The organism is Lysobacter sp., assembly GCA_013141175.1.
Taxonomy (GTDB): Bacteria; Pseudomonadota; Gammaproteobacteria; order Xanthomonadales; family Xanthomonadaceae; genus Lysobacter_I.
In genome coordinates, this window is the sequence record JABFRN010000001.1 from 632,737 (window position 1) to 647,692 (window position 14,956).

At 66.5% G+C, this 14,956-nt stretch carries 13 protein-coding genes; all 13 read right to left on the reverse strand.

The window, feature by feature from the left end; translation table 11 throughout:
• Positions 1-72: 72 nt before the first annotated feature.
• Positions 73-1,308, reverse strand: a complete 1,236-nt coding sequence (gene ftsA, locus HOP03_02920) for a cell division protein FtsA (protein NOT87115.1) — start codon at positions 1,306-1,308, stop codon at positions 73-75.
• Positions 1,305-2,165, reverse strand: coding sequence for a cell division protein FtsQ/DivIB (locus HOP03_02925; protein ID NOT87116.1), 861 nt, complete (start codon positions 2,163-2,165; stop codon positions 1,305-1,307). The genes ftsA and HOP03_02925 overlap by 4 nt, the downstream gene beginning before the upstream one ends.
• Positions 2,162-3,148 carry a D-alanine--D-alanine ligase gene (locus tag HOP03_02930; protein NOT87117.1) on the reverse strand — a complete coding sequence of 329 codons (987 nt, stop codon included), beginning with the start codon at positions 3,146-3,148 and terminating at the stop codon, positions 2,162-2,164. Before HOP03_02930 ends, HOP03_02925 begins: the two co-directional genes overlap by 4 nt.
• A gap of 2 nt (positions 3,149-3,150) precedes the next feature.
• The gene (locus HOP03_02935) at positions 3,151-4,599 is read right to left on the reverse strand and encodes a UDP-N-acetylmuramate--L-alanine ligase (GenBank protein NOT87118.1); all 1,449 of its coding nucleotides are present in this window, start codon (positions 4,597-4,599) and stop codon (positions 3,151-3,153) included.
• Positions 4,596-5,732 carry an undecaprenyldiphospho-muramoylpentapeptide beta-N-acetylglucosaminyltransferase gene (gene murG / locus HOP03_02940; GenBank protein ID NOT87119.1) on the reverse strand — a complete coding sequence of 379 codons (1,137 nt, stop codon included), beginning with the start codon at positions 5,730-5,732 and terminating at the stop codon, positions 4,596-4,598. Before murG ends, HOP03_02935 begins: the two co-directional genes overlap by 4 nt.
• The gene (gene ftsW, locus HOP03_02945) at positions 5,729-7,075 is read right to left on the reverse strand and encodes a putative lipid II flippase FtsW (GenBank protein ID NOT87120.1); all 1,347 of its coding nucleotides are present in this window, start codon (positions 7,073-7,075) and stop codon (positions 5,729-5,731) included. The genes murG and ftsW overlap by 4 nt, the downstream gene beginning before the upstream one ends.
• Positions 7,075-8,172, reverse strand: coding sequence for a phospho-N-acetylmuramoyl-pentapeptide-transferase (locus HOP03_02950; protein ID NOT87121.1), 1,098 nt, complete (start codon positions 8,170-8,172; stop codon positions 7,075-7,077). The genes ftsW and HOP03_02950 overlap by 1 nt, the downstream gene beginning before the upstream one ends.
• Positions 8,162-9,652 (reverse strand): UDP-N-acetylmuramoyl-tripeptide--D-alanyl-D-alanine ligase, encoded by a 1,491-nt coding sequence (locus HOP03_02955; GenBank protein ID NOT87122.1) that lies wholly within the window; start codon positions 9,650-9,652, stop codon positions 8,162-8,164. Before HOP03_02955 ends, HOP03_02950 begins: the two co-directional genes overlap by 11 nt.
• Entirely contained in the window at positions 9,649-11,133 is a 1,485-nt protein-coding gene (locus HOP03_02960; GenBank protein ID NOT87123.1) for a UDP-N-acetylmuramoyl-L-alanyl-D-glutamate--2,6-diaminopimelate ligase, read from the reverse strand. Before HOP03_02960 ends, HOP03_02955 begins: the two co-directional genes overlap by 4 nt.
• The gene (locus HOP03_02965; protein NOT87124.1) at positions 11,130-13,007 is read right to left on the reverse strand and encodes a penicillin-binding protein 2; all 1,878 of its coding nucleotides are present in this window, start codon (positions 13,005-13,007) and stop codon (positions 11,130-11,132) included. The genes HOP03_02960 and HOP03_02965 overlap by 4 nt, the downstream gene beginning before the upstream one ends.
• Entirely contained in the window at positions 13,004-13,270 is a 267-nt protein-coding gene (gene ftsL / locus HOP03_02970; protein ID NOT87125.1) for a cell division protein FtsL, read from the reverse strand. Before ftsL ends, HOP03_02965 begins: the two co-directional genes overlap by 4 nt.
• Positions 13,267-14,223, reverse strand: a complete 957-nt coding sequence (rsmH, locus tag HOP03_02975) for a 16S rRNA (cytosine(1402)-N(4))-methyltransferase RsmH (protein ID NOT87126.1) — start codon at positions 14,221-14,223, stop codon at positions 13,267-13,269. Before rsmH ends, ftsL begins: the two co-directional genes overlap by 4 nt.
• A gap of 71 nt (positions 14,224-14,294) precedes the next feature.
• On the reverse strand, positions 14,295-14,741 hold the full coding sequence (gene mraZ / locus HOP03_02980) for a division/cell wall cluster transcriptional repressor MraZ (GenBank protein NOT87127.1): 447 nt from the start codon (positions 14,739-14,741) through the stop codon (positions 14,295-14,297).
• Positions 14,742-14,956: the final 215 nt, after the last annotated feature.

Consider the following 14,956-nt stretch of genomic DNA (forward strand, 5'->3'; position numbering starts at 1 on the left):
CTGATCGGGTGTCGCTTTGAAACAGTTCTTCGTGTCGCTGCCTTCCGGATCGCACTTCGAATGCGGGTGTCGCTAAAACTCGCCCTTGAACCAGTTCTTGAGCTTGTTGAACGCCCCCATCGCGCGCCCTGCGGGAATCACCGGGCGGCGCGGATGTTCGATCTGGCTACCCATCAGCAGCAGGCCGACGCCGGTGGCATGCACCGGATTGCCCACCACTTCGCCCAGCCCGCTGACGTGCTGCGGAATGCCCACGCGCACAGGCATCTGCAGCATTTCTTCCGCCAGCTCGATCACGCCTTCCATCTTCGATGCGCCACCCGTCAGCACCATGCCGGCGCGCACCAGTTCCTCGAAGCCGGAGCGGCGCAGTTCGGCCTGCACCATTTCGAAGATTTCCTCGTAACGACCCTGCACCGCCTGCGCCAGCGCATGACGCGGCAGACGACGCGGCGGCCGATCGCCGACACTGGGCACCTGGATGCTTTCTTCCGCAGTCGCCAGCTGCGCCAATGCGCAGGCGTAACGGACCTTGATCTGTTCGGCCTCGGGCGTGGGCGTGCGCAGCATGTGCGCGATGTCGTTGGTGACGTGGTCGCCGGCGATCGGCAGCGACGCGGTGTGGCAGATAGCGCCGTGCACGAACACCGCGATATCGGTGGTGCCGGCGCCGATATCGACCAGCACCACGCCGAGTTCGCGCTCATCGCTGGTCAGCACTGCGGTGCTCGATGCCAGCGCGGAGAAGATCAGATCGTCCACCTGCAGTCCGCAGCGCTGCACGCACTTGCTGATGTTGGCCGCCGCCGACTGCGCGCAGACCACGAGATGCGCATGCACTTCGAGACGCACCCCGGTCATGCCGACGGGGTTGCGGATGCCTTCCTGCGAATCGTCCAGCACGTAATCGCGCGGGATCGCGTGCAGGATCTTCTGGTCGGCCGGGATAGCAACAGCCTTCGCCGCTTCGAGCACGCGATCGAGATCGGCATAGCTGACCTCGCCATCGCGGATCGGAACGATGCCGGGCGAGTTGCGGCACTGCACGTGGTTGCCGGAGATCGACGCGTAGACCGAACGGATCTCGCAGCCGGCCATCAGCTCGGCCTCCTCGATCGCGCGCTGGATCGACTGCACGGTCGATTCGATATCCACGACCACGCCGCGCTTGAGCCCGCGCGATTCGTGCGTGCCGATGCCGATCACTTCGATCGGACTGCCTGCGGCGTACTCGCCGACCAGCGCGACGATCTTGGAGGTGCCGATGTCGAGGCCGACGATCAGCGATTTGTCGCCCTTGCGATTCATGTCATAGAGCCAAAGTTCTTGAAGCGGGATTCGGGGTTCGTCGTACGGGTATTCGCTGCCATCCCTGGCGAGGCCATTGCGGCCCCAGAGCGTCCTGCCCGGCCATCCATGGCCGGGCGCTCGCCGGCCGCAGCAGACGCCTTGTCGGCGTCCGCTTGCTCGCGGCCACTCGCCCAGCGCAACGCGAAACCATTGGTGTAGCGGAGATCGGCGCGATCGAGCTGTCGCCCCTGCTGCGCCAGCTGCGGCAGCAGACGGGCGAAGCGCGCGAGTCGCAGCTTGGCGTCGTCGCGACCGATCAGCAGTTCAGCGCCGTTGGACAGCGTCATCGACCAGCTGCCGCGCGGATCGATCCGCAGCGCGCGCACGTCGAGGCCGCCTGCCGCGAACATCGCCCGCGATTCGTTGTACAGCTCGACCAGATCGGCGCTGCGCGATTCCGGGCCATCGAAGTGCGGCAGGCCTTTCGGTACCGCAACGCCTTTGCTGGGGAAGATACGACCGCGCTCGGACAGCAGCCGGTCCTCGCCCCACCACGCGAAGGGACGATGCTCGACCACGCGGACCACCAGCACATCCGGCCATTGCTTGCGCACTTCGGCCTGCTCGATCCACGGCAGTCTGGACACCGCGACCTGCGCGTCGTCGAGACGCACCGCGAAGAAGCCACGCGTCGCATAGGGCAACACGGTGTCGCGCACCGTCGTCGCATCCACGCGCTCGTGATTGCCGACGACCAGCACTCTGCGCAGCGGCCAACGCTCGGCGCCCGCCCAGCCCTGGATCACCGCCACCACGGGCAGCGTCACCAGCACGATCGCGAGCAGCCACGCGACGAGTCGCAGAAAGGCGTTCATCGTTCGCCCGCCTCCGCAACGCCGTCATTCTCGAACGATGTTTCCAGGATCAGCCAGCACAGCGTTTCGAAATCGATGCCGATCTGCCCTGCGGCCTTGGGCACCAGCGAGTGGCTGGTCATACCCGGCGCGGTATTGATCTCGATGAGCTGGAAACCGCTGCGGCGGTCGCGCATCACATCGACGCGCCCCCAACCTCTGCAGCCCGCGGCGCGGAAAGCGCGCAGCGCAAGATCTCGGGCGGTCGCTTCGTCTTCGCCTTCGAGCCCGGGGCAGATGTACTGGGTGTCGTCGGCGATGTATTTGGCGTGATAGTCGTACCACTCGCCGGCAGGCACGATGCGGATCGACGGCAGCGCGGTGTCGCCGAAGATACCGACCGTGAACTCGTCGCCCACCACCATCTGCTCCATCAGCAACTCGCCCGCATAGCCCGCCGCGAACGCTTCCGCCTGCTCGAGATCGGCTTCGGCCAGGATGCGGAACACGCCGACGCTGGAACCTTCGCACGATGGCTTCACGAACACCGGCAATCCCAGCGCACGCGCGGCTGCGCGCATGTCGTCGCCATGCCGCAAACGCGCGAACTTCGGTGTCGGCAAGCCTTCGCTGGCCCACACCTGCTTGGTGCGGATCTTGTCCATGCTCAGCGCGGAACCGAGCACGCCCGAGCCGGTATAGGGCACGCCGATCGCTTCGAGCGCGCCTTGCAGCACGCCGTCTTCGCCGCCGCCCTTGTTGCCATGAAGGATGTTGAACACGCGGTCGAACCGTTTCACCGACAGCGCTTCGAGCAGCGCCGGAATCCCGTCGACCGCGTGCGCATCGACGCCGCGCGCGCACAGCGCAGCCAGCACATTGCGCCCAGAGTCGAGCGACACCTCGCGCTCGGCGCTGGTGCCGCCCATCAGCACGGCGACGCGACCGAACGCAGCGGGGTCGCTGATTTTCGGCACTGCGACGTGGGATTGAGGGATGGCCATGCTCACGATTTTGAATCCTCTGAATGTTTGTTCGCGAATCCATTCGAGGAGATCTGCTGTACGGCAGCACCGATATCGCCTGCGCCCATCATCAACAGCAGATCGCCGTCCTGAAGCACGTCGGGCAGCACGCTGGCGAGATCGGCGGCGCTACCCACCACGACCGGATCGATGCGGCCACGCGCGCGGATACTGCGCGCCAGCGATTTGGCATCGGCCCCGGCGATCGGCGCCTCGCCGGCCGGATAGACTTCGGTCAGCACCAGCGCATCGACGTTCGACAGCACCGCGGCGAAATCGTCGAACAGGTCGCGGGTGCGGCTGTAGCGATGCGGCTGGAATGCGACCACGAGCCGGCGATCCGGCCAGCCGCCGCGAGCGGCCTGGAACACTGCTTCGAGTTCTTTCGGATGATGGCCGTAGTCGTCGACCAGCTGCACTTTCGCGCCTTGCGCGGTGGTGAGCTCGGCAAGCAGATTGAAGCGACGACCGATGCCCGCGAACTGTTCCAGCGCCCGCGCGATCGCTTCGGGCGAAACGCCGAGCTGCCAACCGATGGTCGCGGCGGCGAGCGCGTTCTGGACGTTGTGACGGCCCGGCAACGCCAGCGTGGTCGGCGTGCGCGAACCGTCGGGCAGGCACAGCGTGAAGCGCATCGCCGGTCCGGCCTGTTCGACGTCTTCTGCGCGCACATCGGCATGCGCGGCGAAACCATAGGTGATGACATGGCGCGGCATGTCGGCCGCGAGCGCCGCGACTTCGGCGTCATCGATGCAGAGCACCGCAAGACCGTAGAACGGCAGGCGGTGCAGGAATTCCGAGAACGCCGCCTGCACGCGCGCGAAATCGCCGCCGTAGTTCTCGAGGTGATCGGCATCGATGTTGGTGACGACCGCGATCTGCGGGTTCAGGCGCAGGAAACTGCCGTCGCTCTCATCGGCCTCGGCCACCAGCCAATCGCCGCTGCCGAGGCGTGCATTCGCGCCTGCCGCGAGCAACTGACCGCCGATCACGAAGGTCGGATCGAGACCGCCCTCGCCGAGCACGCTTGCGGTCAATGATGTGGTGGTGGTTTTGCCGTGGGTCCCGGCGATGGCGATGCCGCGGCGGAAGCGCATCAATTCGGCCAGCATTTCCGCGCGCGGCACGACCGGAATGCGTTGCGCGCGCGCTTCCATCCACTCGGGATTGTCGCGTTTGATGGCGCTGGACACGACCACGCAGTCCGTGCCGAGCACGTTGGCGGCAGCGTGACCGCGACAGACGGTGGCACCGAGCGATGCGAGACGGCGGGTGGCCACACTGTCGGCATTGTCGGAACCGGAAACCTGGTAACCGAGGGTGCACAGCACTTCGGCGATGCCGCTCATGCCGGCGCCGCCGATGCCGACGAAATGCACGCGCGGAAAGGCTTTCGACAGATCCTGGGTATCGAGCAGGCGACGGATCATGCGCGGGTCTCCTGATGACGCGCCGCATGCTGAGCGGCGACTTCGAGCACGATCTCGGCGACACGGTCGGCCGCGTCGGGTTTGGCGAGCGAACGCGCGGCCTCGGCCATCGACAAACGCTTCGCGGCGTCGCCGGCCAGCGCGCGCAGGGTCGTCGCCAGGCGATCAGCCAGCGTGTCGTCCTGTTTCAACAGCGCCGCCGCACCGCGCTCCACGAGATACAGGCCGTTCTTGGTCTGATGGTCGTCGACCGCCGTCGGCAGCGGCACCAGCACGCTGGAAACGCCTGCGGCGCAGACTTCGGCGAGGGTCAGCGCACCGGCACGGCAGACGACGATATCGGCCCAGGCATAGGCCGCAGCCATGTCGGCGATGAACGGCTCGATCGATGCCGCGACGTTCGCATCGGCATAAGCACGCTCGGCGTCTTCGCGCATTTTCTCACCGCACTGGTGGCGCACATCGCAATCGATACCCTGCAATTGCGAAAGCGCTTTCGGCAGCGCGACGTTGAGCGCGCGCGCGCCCTGGCTGCCGCCGAGCACCAGCACGCGCAGTCGCGACGACGCTGCGGCGAAGCGCTGCGCGGGCGGCGCGATCGCGGAAATCGCATCGCGCACCGGATTGCCGACCACGGTTTCCTTGCCGGGAAAACTGTCCGGGAACCCGGTCAGCACGCGGCGCGCGAACATCGCCAGCACGCGATTGGTCATCCCCGGCGCGCGATTCTGTTCGTGCACCAGCAGCGGCACGCCCGCGATCGCCGAGGCGATGCCGCCGGGGCCGGCCGCGAAGCCGCCGAAGCTCACCACCGCGCGCGGACGATGCCTGTGCAGCACGTTGGCGGCGGCGCGGATCGCGGACAACACGCGCAGCGGTGCGCGCAGCAGCGTGCCGATCCCCTTGCCGCGCAGGCCGGAGATCGCGATGGTTTCGATGACGACGCCATGCTGCGGCACGAGCTTCGTTTCCATGCCGCCATCCGCGCCCAGCCACACCACCGGCACATTGCGCGCGCGCAGCGCGGCGGCGACCGCGAGGCCCGGGAAAATATGTCCTCCGGTACCGCCGGCGAAGATCATCACCGGCGCCGGGGTCGCGGACACGACGGTGCCGGAAGCCGCAGCGCTCATGCGTTCCTCCCGAACGTCGGTTCGATACGGTCGCGCAGGCGGCTGGTGCCGCGCACGGTGTTGCCCAACGCGGACCCGTTCGCGGCGACCACCGGCTGCGCGGTCGATGGCGGCGCACCGGCATAGGTCTGCGCCGACACCTGCGCCGCTTCGCCACGCAGGCGCGCGACCTGACGTTCGGCGCGATCGAGTTCGTAGGAAATCCGCAGCAGCAGGCCCAGCGCTGCGCAGGTGCCGAGCACGCTGGAACCGCCGTAGGAAATCAACGGCAGCGTCAATCCCTTGGTCGGCAGCATCCCGAGATTCACACCGATCGAAACGAAGCTCTGCAACGCCACCCACAGCGCGATGCCGAAGGCGCAATAACCCGCGAAATGGCGGCGCATTTCGACGCATTTCAGTCCGATCCAGAATGCGCGGCCGACGAGCAGGCCGTACAGCGCGATCACCATGCAGACGCCCGCGAAGCCCAACTCCTCGGCGATCACCGCCAGGATGAAGTCGGTATGCGCTTCCGGCAGATACGCCAGCTTCTGCACCGAACCACCGAGACCGACGCCGAACCATTCGCCGCGACCGACCGCCATCAACGCATTGGTCAGCTGATAGCCGGTGTTGAAGGGGTCCTTCCACGGATCCAGGAACGAGGTCAGGCGACTGACGCGGTAGGGCTCGGCGATCGCGATGATCGCCAGCACCGGCAAACCGACCAGCACCGGGCCGAACATCCGCGGCATGTGCACGCCACCGAGGATGAGCATGCCGGCCGTGATCGACAGGATCAGCGACAGCGAACCGAAATCCGGTTGCAGGATCAACAAGCCGACCAACGCCACCGCCACGCCCAGCGGCTTGAGCATCGCGCCCCAGGTCGCGTTGACTTCGTCGCGGAACCGCACCAGATAACTGGCGAGCCACACGATATACATGAGCTTCACGGCTTCCACCGCCTGGAACCCCATGATCCCGAAGTTCAACCAGCGCCGGGCGCCATTGACGGTCTTGCCGATGCCGGGGACGAACACGAGGATCAGCAATACGAAGCACAACACCAGCATCAGGCGATCCTGCTGTTCGATGCTCTTGAGTTCGGTACGCATCAGAACGCCGGCCACGCCGACCCCGAACACCAGGAACATCAGATGCTTGATGAGGAAATAGTACGGGCCGACATCGAGACCCTCGCCGATCGCGATCGAGCTGGACGCGACCATGACCACGCCGAGGCAGGCCAATGCGATCGACGCGCCGAGCAGCCACGGGTCGTAGCGGCCGGGCAACGCGTCGAGACGCGTGGCCTGTTGGCCAAGGCCGAAGCGCGGAAGGGAAAGCCAGGTCGCCATCAGCGGACCTTCAACGTCGCGAGACCGACCAGCACGAGGATCACCGAGATGATCCAGAAACGCACGATCACGCGCGGCTCCGGCCAGCCCTTCAATTCGAAGTGATGGTGGATCGGCGCCATCCGGAACACGCGTTTTCCGGTGAGCTTGAACGACGCGACCTGGATCATCACCGACAGCGTCTCGATCACGAAGATGCCGCCCATCAGCACCAGCACCAGTTCCTGGCGCACGATCACCGCGATGCAGCCCAGCACGGCGCCGAGCGCGAGCGCGCCGATGTCGCCCATGAACACCATCGCCGGATACGTGTTGAACCACAGGAAGCCGAGGCCCGCGCCGGCGATCGCGGCGCAGATGATCACCAGCTCGCCCGCACCGGGCACCGGTGGAATCTGCAGATAACCGGAGAACACCGCGTTGCCCGAGGCGTAGGCGAACACGCCCAGCGCGCAGGCGACCAGCACCGTCGGCATGATCGCGAGCCCGTCGAGGCCGTCGGTGAGATTCACCGCGTTCGAGAAACCCACGATCCAGAAGTACGCGATGAAGACGAAGAAGATCGTGCCGCCGATTCCGACCAGCGGCAGTGCGACTTCCTTGAAGAACGGAATGTAGAGCGTGGTCGCCGCTGGCGCATCCGCAGTGAAATACAGGAACAGGCCGGCGGCGAGGCCGAACACCGACTGCAGCGCGTACTTGGTGCGCGAGCGCATGCCGTTGGGATCGCGCTTGACGATCTTGATCCAGTCGTCCCACCAGCCGATGCAGCCGTACGCGACCATCACCGCCAACACCAGCCACACGTAGCGGTTGCGCAGGTCGCCCCAGAGCATCACCGATGCGATCACCGTCAGCAGGATCAACGCGCCGCCCATCGTCGGCGTGCCGGCCTTGGAGAAATGCGATTGCGGGCCGTCCTTGCGGATCGGCTGGCCGCCCTTGAGCTGGGCGAGCCGCGCGATGATCGCCGGGCCCCACCACAAGGACAATGCGAGCGAGGTCAGCGCCGCGAGAATGCCGCGAAACGTCAGATAGCCGAACAGACCGAACAGACTCTGCAGTTGTTCCAGCCAGCGCGTCAGTTCAAGCAACATGCGACTCTCTCCCGCCCGCGATGTCCGCGTGCATTGCGTTCTTGGGCAAGTCCTTTGCGAGCAGGTCCTTCACGATTCGGTCCATCGCGCTTCCGCGCGAGCCTTTGATCAATATCCGCAGTACGGGAGCGGCTGCAGGAGCGGCTTCGGCCGCGATCTCTTTCCGCATCGCCTCCATCGCCGGGGCGCTTTCCACAAAAGCATCGATATCGGCGCGTAGTGCTTCCGCGATGGCCGCATGACTGTCGAACGTCCGCGCACCCGCGCCGAACGCCTCCGCCGCTGCCGCGCTGAGCGCGCCCAGCGCATAGAACCGGGCGATGCCAGATGCTTTGGCACGGCGCCCGATCTCGGCGTGCAGCGACGCGGCGTCCTCGCCGAGTTCGCGCATGTCGCCCAGCACCAGCCAGCGCTCGCCGCCGCTCGACGCCAACGTATCGATCGCCGCTTTCAACGACCCGGGATTGGCGTTGTAGCTGTCGTCGATCAAGGTCACGCCAGTCGCAAGGCGATGCGTGTTCAAGCGGCCCGCGACCGGTTGCGCGGCGTTCAAACCCGCAGCGATGACCGGCAATGCGACTCCCGCACCGAGCGCCAGCGCAGCCGCCGCCAGCGCATTCGACACGTTGTGGCGGCCCGGCATCGCCAGTGCGATCTCCGCCTCGCCTTCCGGCGTGACCAGCATGAAGCGCGAGCCTTCGGCGTCGAGCGCGATCGCACGCGCAGTCACATCGGCGGTCGCTTCAAGGCCGAAACGGATCAGGCGGTGGCCGTGCGCGCGTTCGGCAAAGTAAGGGGCGAAGGCATCATCGGCATTGATCGCGGCGACACCGGCCGCCGACAGATCGTCGTAGACCGCCGCTTTCGTATTCGCGATCTCCAGCAGGCTGCCCATGCGTTCCAGATGCGCCGGCGCCACGTTGTTGACCAGGGCGAAATCGGGCGAGGCGATACGGGTGAGATACGCGATGTCGCCCGGCTTGCCCGTGCCCATTTCGTAGATCGCGAACTCGGCATCTTCCGGCGCGTCGAGCACCGCGAGCGGCATGCCGATCTCGTTGTTGCGATTGCCCGGCGTGGCGTAGGTGATGCCCGCGCGCTCGAAGATCGCCAGGGCCAGTGTCTTCACGCTGGTCTTGCCGTTGCTGCCGGTGATCGCGACGACTTTCGTGCGGCGCGCGCGCTGTACCGTACCGGCGAGATCGGCCAGCGCGCGCTCGGTATCGGCGACCACGATCTGCGGCATGGACACGTCGACCCGGCGGGAAACCAGCGCTGCTCGCGCGCCGAGCGACGCCGATTGCGCGACGTAATCGTTGCCGTCGAAGTTTTCGCCCTTGATCGCGACGAACAGCGCCGATGCGGGCATGTCCGCATCGAGCTTGCGGGTATCGGTGACGAGCATGTCCACCGTCGAATCCTCGCCGACCAGGCGACCGTTCACGGCCTGGGCGATCCGCGCGAGCGTCATCGGCATCATGCGCGCGCCTCCAGCGCCGCACGGGCGATTCCGGTGTCGTCGAACGGATACTGCACGCCGTCGATCTCCTGATACGGCTCATGCCCCTTGCCGGCGATCAGCACGATGTCGTTCGCGCCGGCCGCGCCGATCGCCTGCGCGATGGCGGCGGCGCGGTCGCGTTCAATCCTGATCGCGCCAGGGCGTGCGAACCCGGCGACGATGTCGGCGACGATGGCGTCGCCGTGTTCGGTACGCGGATTGTCGTCGGTCACGATCACCGCATCGGCATTGGCTTCGGCGATGGCGGCCATCTGCGGACGTTTGCCGCGATCGCGGTCGCCGCCGCAGCCGAACACGCAGACCAGGCGACCGGCCGCATGCGCACGCAGGCTGGACAGCGCCTGCTCCAGCGCATCGGGCGTGTGCGCGTAGTCGATCACGACCAACGGCAAGCGGCCGTCGCCGCCGAGACGGTTCATGCGGCCATTGACCGGCTGCAGCATCGACAGCGTGTCCGCGATCCGCGCCGGCGTTTCTCCCAGCGCGCACAGCGCACCGGCCACCGCCAACAGGTTGTCGACGTTGAAACGACCGAGCAGCGGCGAGCGCACCGGGTGCGATTCGCCTTCGATCTTCAGCTCGAATGACAGCCCGGCGAGATCGAGCACGATGCTGTCGGCGCGCAAATCCGCATCCACGGCATCGCGCGAACTGACGCCGATGACGCGCACCGGGGCCAGGATACCGGCATGCAGTTCACGGCCGAAGGCATCGTCGAGATTCAGCACGGCGGAATCCAGACCCGGCCACGCGAACAATCCGGCCTTCGCTGCACCGTAGGCATCCATCGTGCCGTGGTAGTCGAGGTGGTCGCGGGTCAGATTGGTGAACATGCCGACCTTGAAATGCACGCCCTCGACGCGGCCCTGATCGAGCGCGTGCGAGCTGACTTCCATCGCGACCGCATCGGCGCCGGCATCGCGCAATTGCGCGAGCAGCGCATGCAGCTGCAGCACCAATGGCGTGGTGAAACCGGTCGGCACGACATCGCCGTACAGACCCGCACCCAGGGTGCCGATGCTGCCGGCGCGGCGGCCACGCAGCGTCCACGCCTGCGCCAACAACTGCACGGTCGAAGTCTTGCCGTTGGTGCCGGTCACGCCGACCGTGGTCATCGTCCTCGACGGTGCGCCATGGAACGCATCCGCCATCGCACCGAGACGCGCACGCAGACCGGGCACGGCGATCATCGGCACCGCCGCATCCGCAGCGATGTCGAACTCCGCGGGCAGCGGTGGCTCGAACAGGATCGCCGCCGCGCCCGCCTGCTTCGCCTGCGCGGCGAATTTCAAGCCGTGCGCACCGAAACCCGCAATCGCCACGAACGCATTGCCGGGCTCGATCGCACGACTGTCCTGGACAAGGCCGGTGATGTCCAGACCGGCGGGAATGCCAGCGATATCCGGCAACAGTTCGGCGAGGCGCATGCGACGGCTCATCGCGCGCCTCCCGCTGCGGGAAGCGCATCGATCGCTTCGACCAGTGCGGCGGGCATGGATCGGGCTACCGCTGTTGCCGGTGGCGCGACGCCCGCCTGACGCGTCCGTTTCGCGTCGGCGGCAGCCTGCGCCGCCAGCCAGGTCTCGATGTCGTCCGGCGGCACATCCATCAGGCGCAGCGCGCCTTCCATGACGTTCTTGAACACCGGCGCGGACACCAGGCCGCCGGTATAACCGGTGCTGGGATCCGGGTCCTTGAGCACGATCGCCATCGCGAAGCGCGGGTTGTCGACCGGCACCAGTCCCGCGAAAAAGGCGTTGTAGCGGCGCGAGTAGACGCCATTGATGATGATCCGCGCGGTGCCGGTCTTGCCGGCGACGTGATAGCCGAGGATCGCGGCCTGGGTCGCGGTGCCGCCCGGTTCGGTCACGGTCTGCATCATCCGCAGCACGTCCCGCGCGATGCGTTCGTCGAGCACCTGCGTGACTTCCCCGGTTTCGCCCTTGATGAAGGTCGGCACGATCGCACGACCGCCGTTGCCCAGCGTCGCGTATGCGTGCGCGATCTGCAGCGGCGTCGCGCTCAGTCCGTAGCCGTAGGACATGGTCTGCTTGGTGGTGCCGCTCCAGCGCTCGGGCTTCTGCAGACTGCCGGGGCTTTCGCCCGGAAATCCGCTGCCGGTGCTGCGGCCATAGCCAAGGCGCACCAGGAATGCGTGGAAATCCTTGTTCGGCAGCATGTGCGCGATCTTCGCCGCGCCCACGTTCGAGCTCTTGCGGATCACCCCGGTGGTGTCGAGCACGCCGTAGTTGTGGGTATCGGTGGTGCGGTACTTGCCGTTGGGAATCCAGCCGGGATTGGTGTTGAAGATCGTCGTCGGCGTGATCTTGCCCGCTTCCATCGCCGCGGCCACGGTGAGTGGTTTCATCGTCGAACCCGGTTCGATCACATCGGTCACCGCGCGATTGCGGTGCGCGTCGCGATTGCCCAGGCTGACGGCATTCGGATTGAACGACGGCAGGTTCGTCATCGCCAGCACCTCGCCGCTGGCGACATCCAGCACCACGGCCGAGCCGCTGGTGGCGCCGGTATCGAGCATCGCGCGCTTGAGTTCGCGATAGGCGAGGAACTGGATGCGACGATCGATCGTGAGGGTGATGTTCTTGCCCGGTTCGGCCGGGCGGACCAGATCCACTTCCTCGACGATCCGGCCGCGACGATCGCGAATGACACGCTTCATGCCCGGCGTGCCCCGCAGCATGTCCTCGAACGCGAGCTCCAGGCCTTCCTGGCCGCGGTCGTCGATATCGGTGAAGCCGAGCACGTGCGCGATCGCTTCGCCCTGCGGGTAGAAGCGACGGTATTCGCGCTGCGAGGACACGCCGGGAATCTCCAGCGCGAGGACGCGACGCGCCTCGGCCGGATTGATCCGGCGCTTGAGATAGACGAATTCCTTGCCCGCGCGCTGGGTCAGCTTGCGGGTCAGCGTATCGACATCCGTGCCCAGTGCGACCGCCAGTTCCGGCAACCGCTCCGGCGCATCCAGCAATGCCTTGGGATTCGCCGAGATCGATTCGACCGGCGTCGACACCGCCAACGGTTCGCCGTTGCGATCGGTGATCATGCCGCGCGAGGTCGGGATCGCCACTTCGCGCAGGAAGCGCTCGTCGCCCTGCTTCTGGTAGAAATCGTTGCGCACGAGCTGCAGGTACGACGCGCGCGCGACCAGCGCGAGCGCGCATACGCCCAGCGCGCCGGTCACCAGCATCAGGCGACCGCGCAGGTTGAATTGGGCGCGTCCGCGCGATGCCGGGCCGCGGCGCTCGCTGCGTCGACGCAACCGTTCGCGGAGGGTGTCGAACCAGGCGCTCATGGGCGCACCACCACGATATCGGCCGGCTCGGGCGTCTTCATGCCGAGGCGGGTGCGCGCGATCTGGTCGACGCGATTGCTTTCGGCCCAGGTCGCCTGTTCCAGTTGCAGCCGGCTGAATTCGATATTGAGCTCGTCGCGCCCCTTCTCCAGCCGCGACAGTTCGACGAACAGCTGGCGATGGCGGTAGCGCGCATGCACCACGCCGATCGCCGAGATCAGATTGGCCAGGATCAGCACGACGACGATCACGCGCAGGCTCATGCCGCACCCCGAGCTTCACGGGAGGCGTGCGCGCCAGCGGCTTGCGAATGCGGCTCTTCGCCGGCGAGTTTTTCGGCCACCCGCAGCACCGCGCTGCGTGCGCGCGGATTCACCGCGAGCTCGGCGTCGGTCGCCTTCTGCATGTCGCCGATGATCCGCAGGGTCGGCGTGAATGCGATCTCCACCGGCATGCGGCGATTGGCCGGCGGCGCCTTGGCGTGTTTGAGGATGAAGCGCTTGACGATGCGGTCTTCCAGCGAATGGAAGCTGATCACCACGAGCCTGCCGCCGGGCTTGAGCGCGGCGAGCGCGGCATCGAGGCCCTGCTCGAGATCTTCGAGCTCGCGGTTGATGTAGATGCGGATCGCCTGGAAGCTGCGGGTCGCAGGATGGATCTTCTGCGCCCCGCGCGGAACAACCGAGGCAATGAGATCGGCCAACTGCGCGGTCCGCGCCAGCGGCGTGTCGCCGCGACGGGCGACGATGGTGCGGGCGATGCGGCGGCTCTGTTTTTCTTCGCCGTAGGTCCACAGCACATCGGCGATTTCGCGCTCGTCGGCGCGCGCCAGCCATTGCGCCGCGCTCTCGCCGCTGTCGGGATCCATGCGCATGTCGAGCGGACCGTCCTTGCCGAAGCTGAAACCGCGCTCGGCGACATCCAGCTGCGGCGACGACACGCCCAGATCGAACAGCACACCGTCGAGACCCTGCTGCGCGGGCCCCCAACCGGCAAGATCGATGAAGCTGCCGCGATGGATCGCGACGCGCGCGTCCGCACCGAACGCGTGTTCGGCGACGCGGATCGCTTCGGGATCCTTGTCCATCAGCAGCAATCGACCTCCAGCACCCAAACGTTGCAGCACACCGCGCGCATGACCGCCGCGCCCGAACGTGCCGTCCAGATAGGTTCCATCCTCCAGAATCCGCAGACCGTCCAGGACCTGCGCGTACATCACCGGCAAATGCAGCACAGGCGAATCCAGCGCCGGAAGGTGGGCGGGCACCGCGCCCGCGCCACCCGCGGTCACAGTTGCAGATCGAGCATCGCCTCGCCCAGATCCGCGTCGCTCAGCGTCGTGCGGATCTGCGCGTGGTGCGCCTGCTCGCTCCACAGCTCGAACTTGTCGCCCATGCCCAACAGCACGGCGCGCTTTTCGATACCCACCGCGCTGCGGTGGCTCGAGGGAATTCCGATGCGACCGCTGCCGTCGGGCTCGACGAAGGTCGCCGCGCCGACCAGCTTGAGCTGGAGATTGCGGCTGACGCTCTTGGTGCGCGGCAGGGCGTTGACCTGATCCCGCACCCGCTCCCAGACCGACTGCGGGTAGAGGTAGAGCGAGCCGGCCTCGAACGGGTTGTAGGTGATGACCAGCCGGCCTTCGGACGCACGCGCGATCAGGTCCCGATAGCTGGTCGGAATCGCCAGTCGGCCCTTGTCGTCGATCGTGATGGCGGTCTCACCTTGGAACACGGTTTCTGCCTGGTCGCGCCCGTCTCAAGCGGGCTTGGTCAACTCGGAAAAACCACTATTTGCCCGGTTTTCCCACGAGCCGCCACATTAGGAGTCGTACACAGGGTTGTCAACAACTTTATGAGACCAATTTCACCAAGCGCGTCAATGACTTGCGGCAATGTTCAGAGACTGGTTCAAGGTTTATCCACAAGCCCATGTTTCGTCTCAAATTT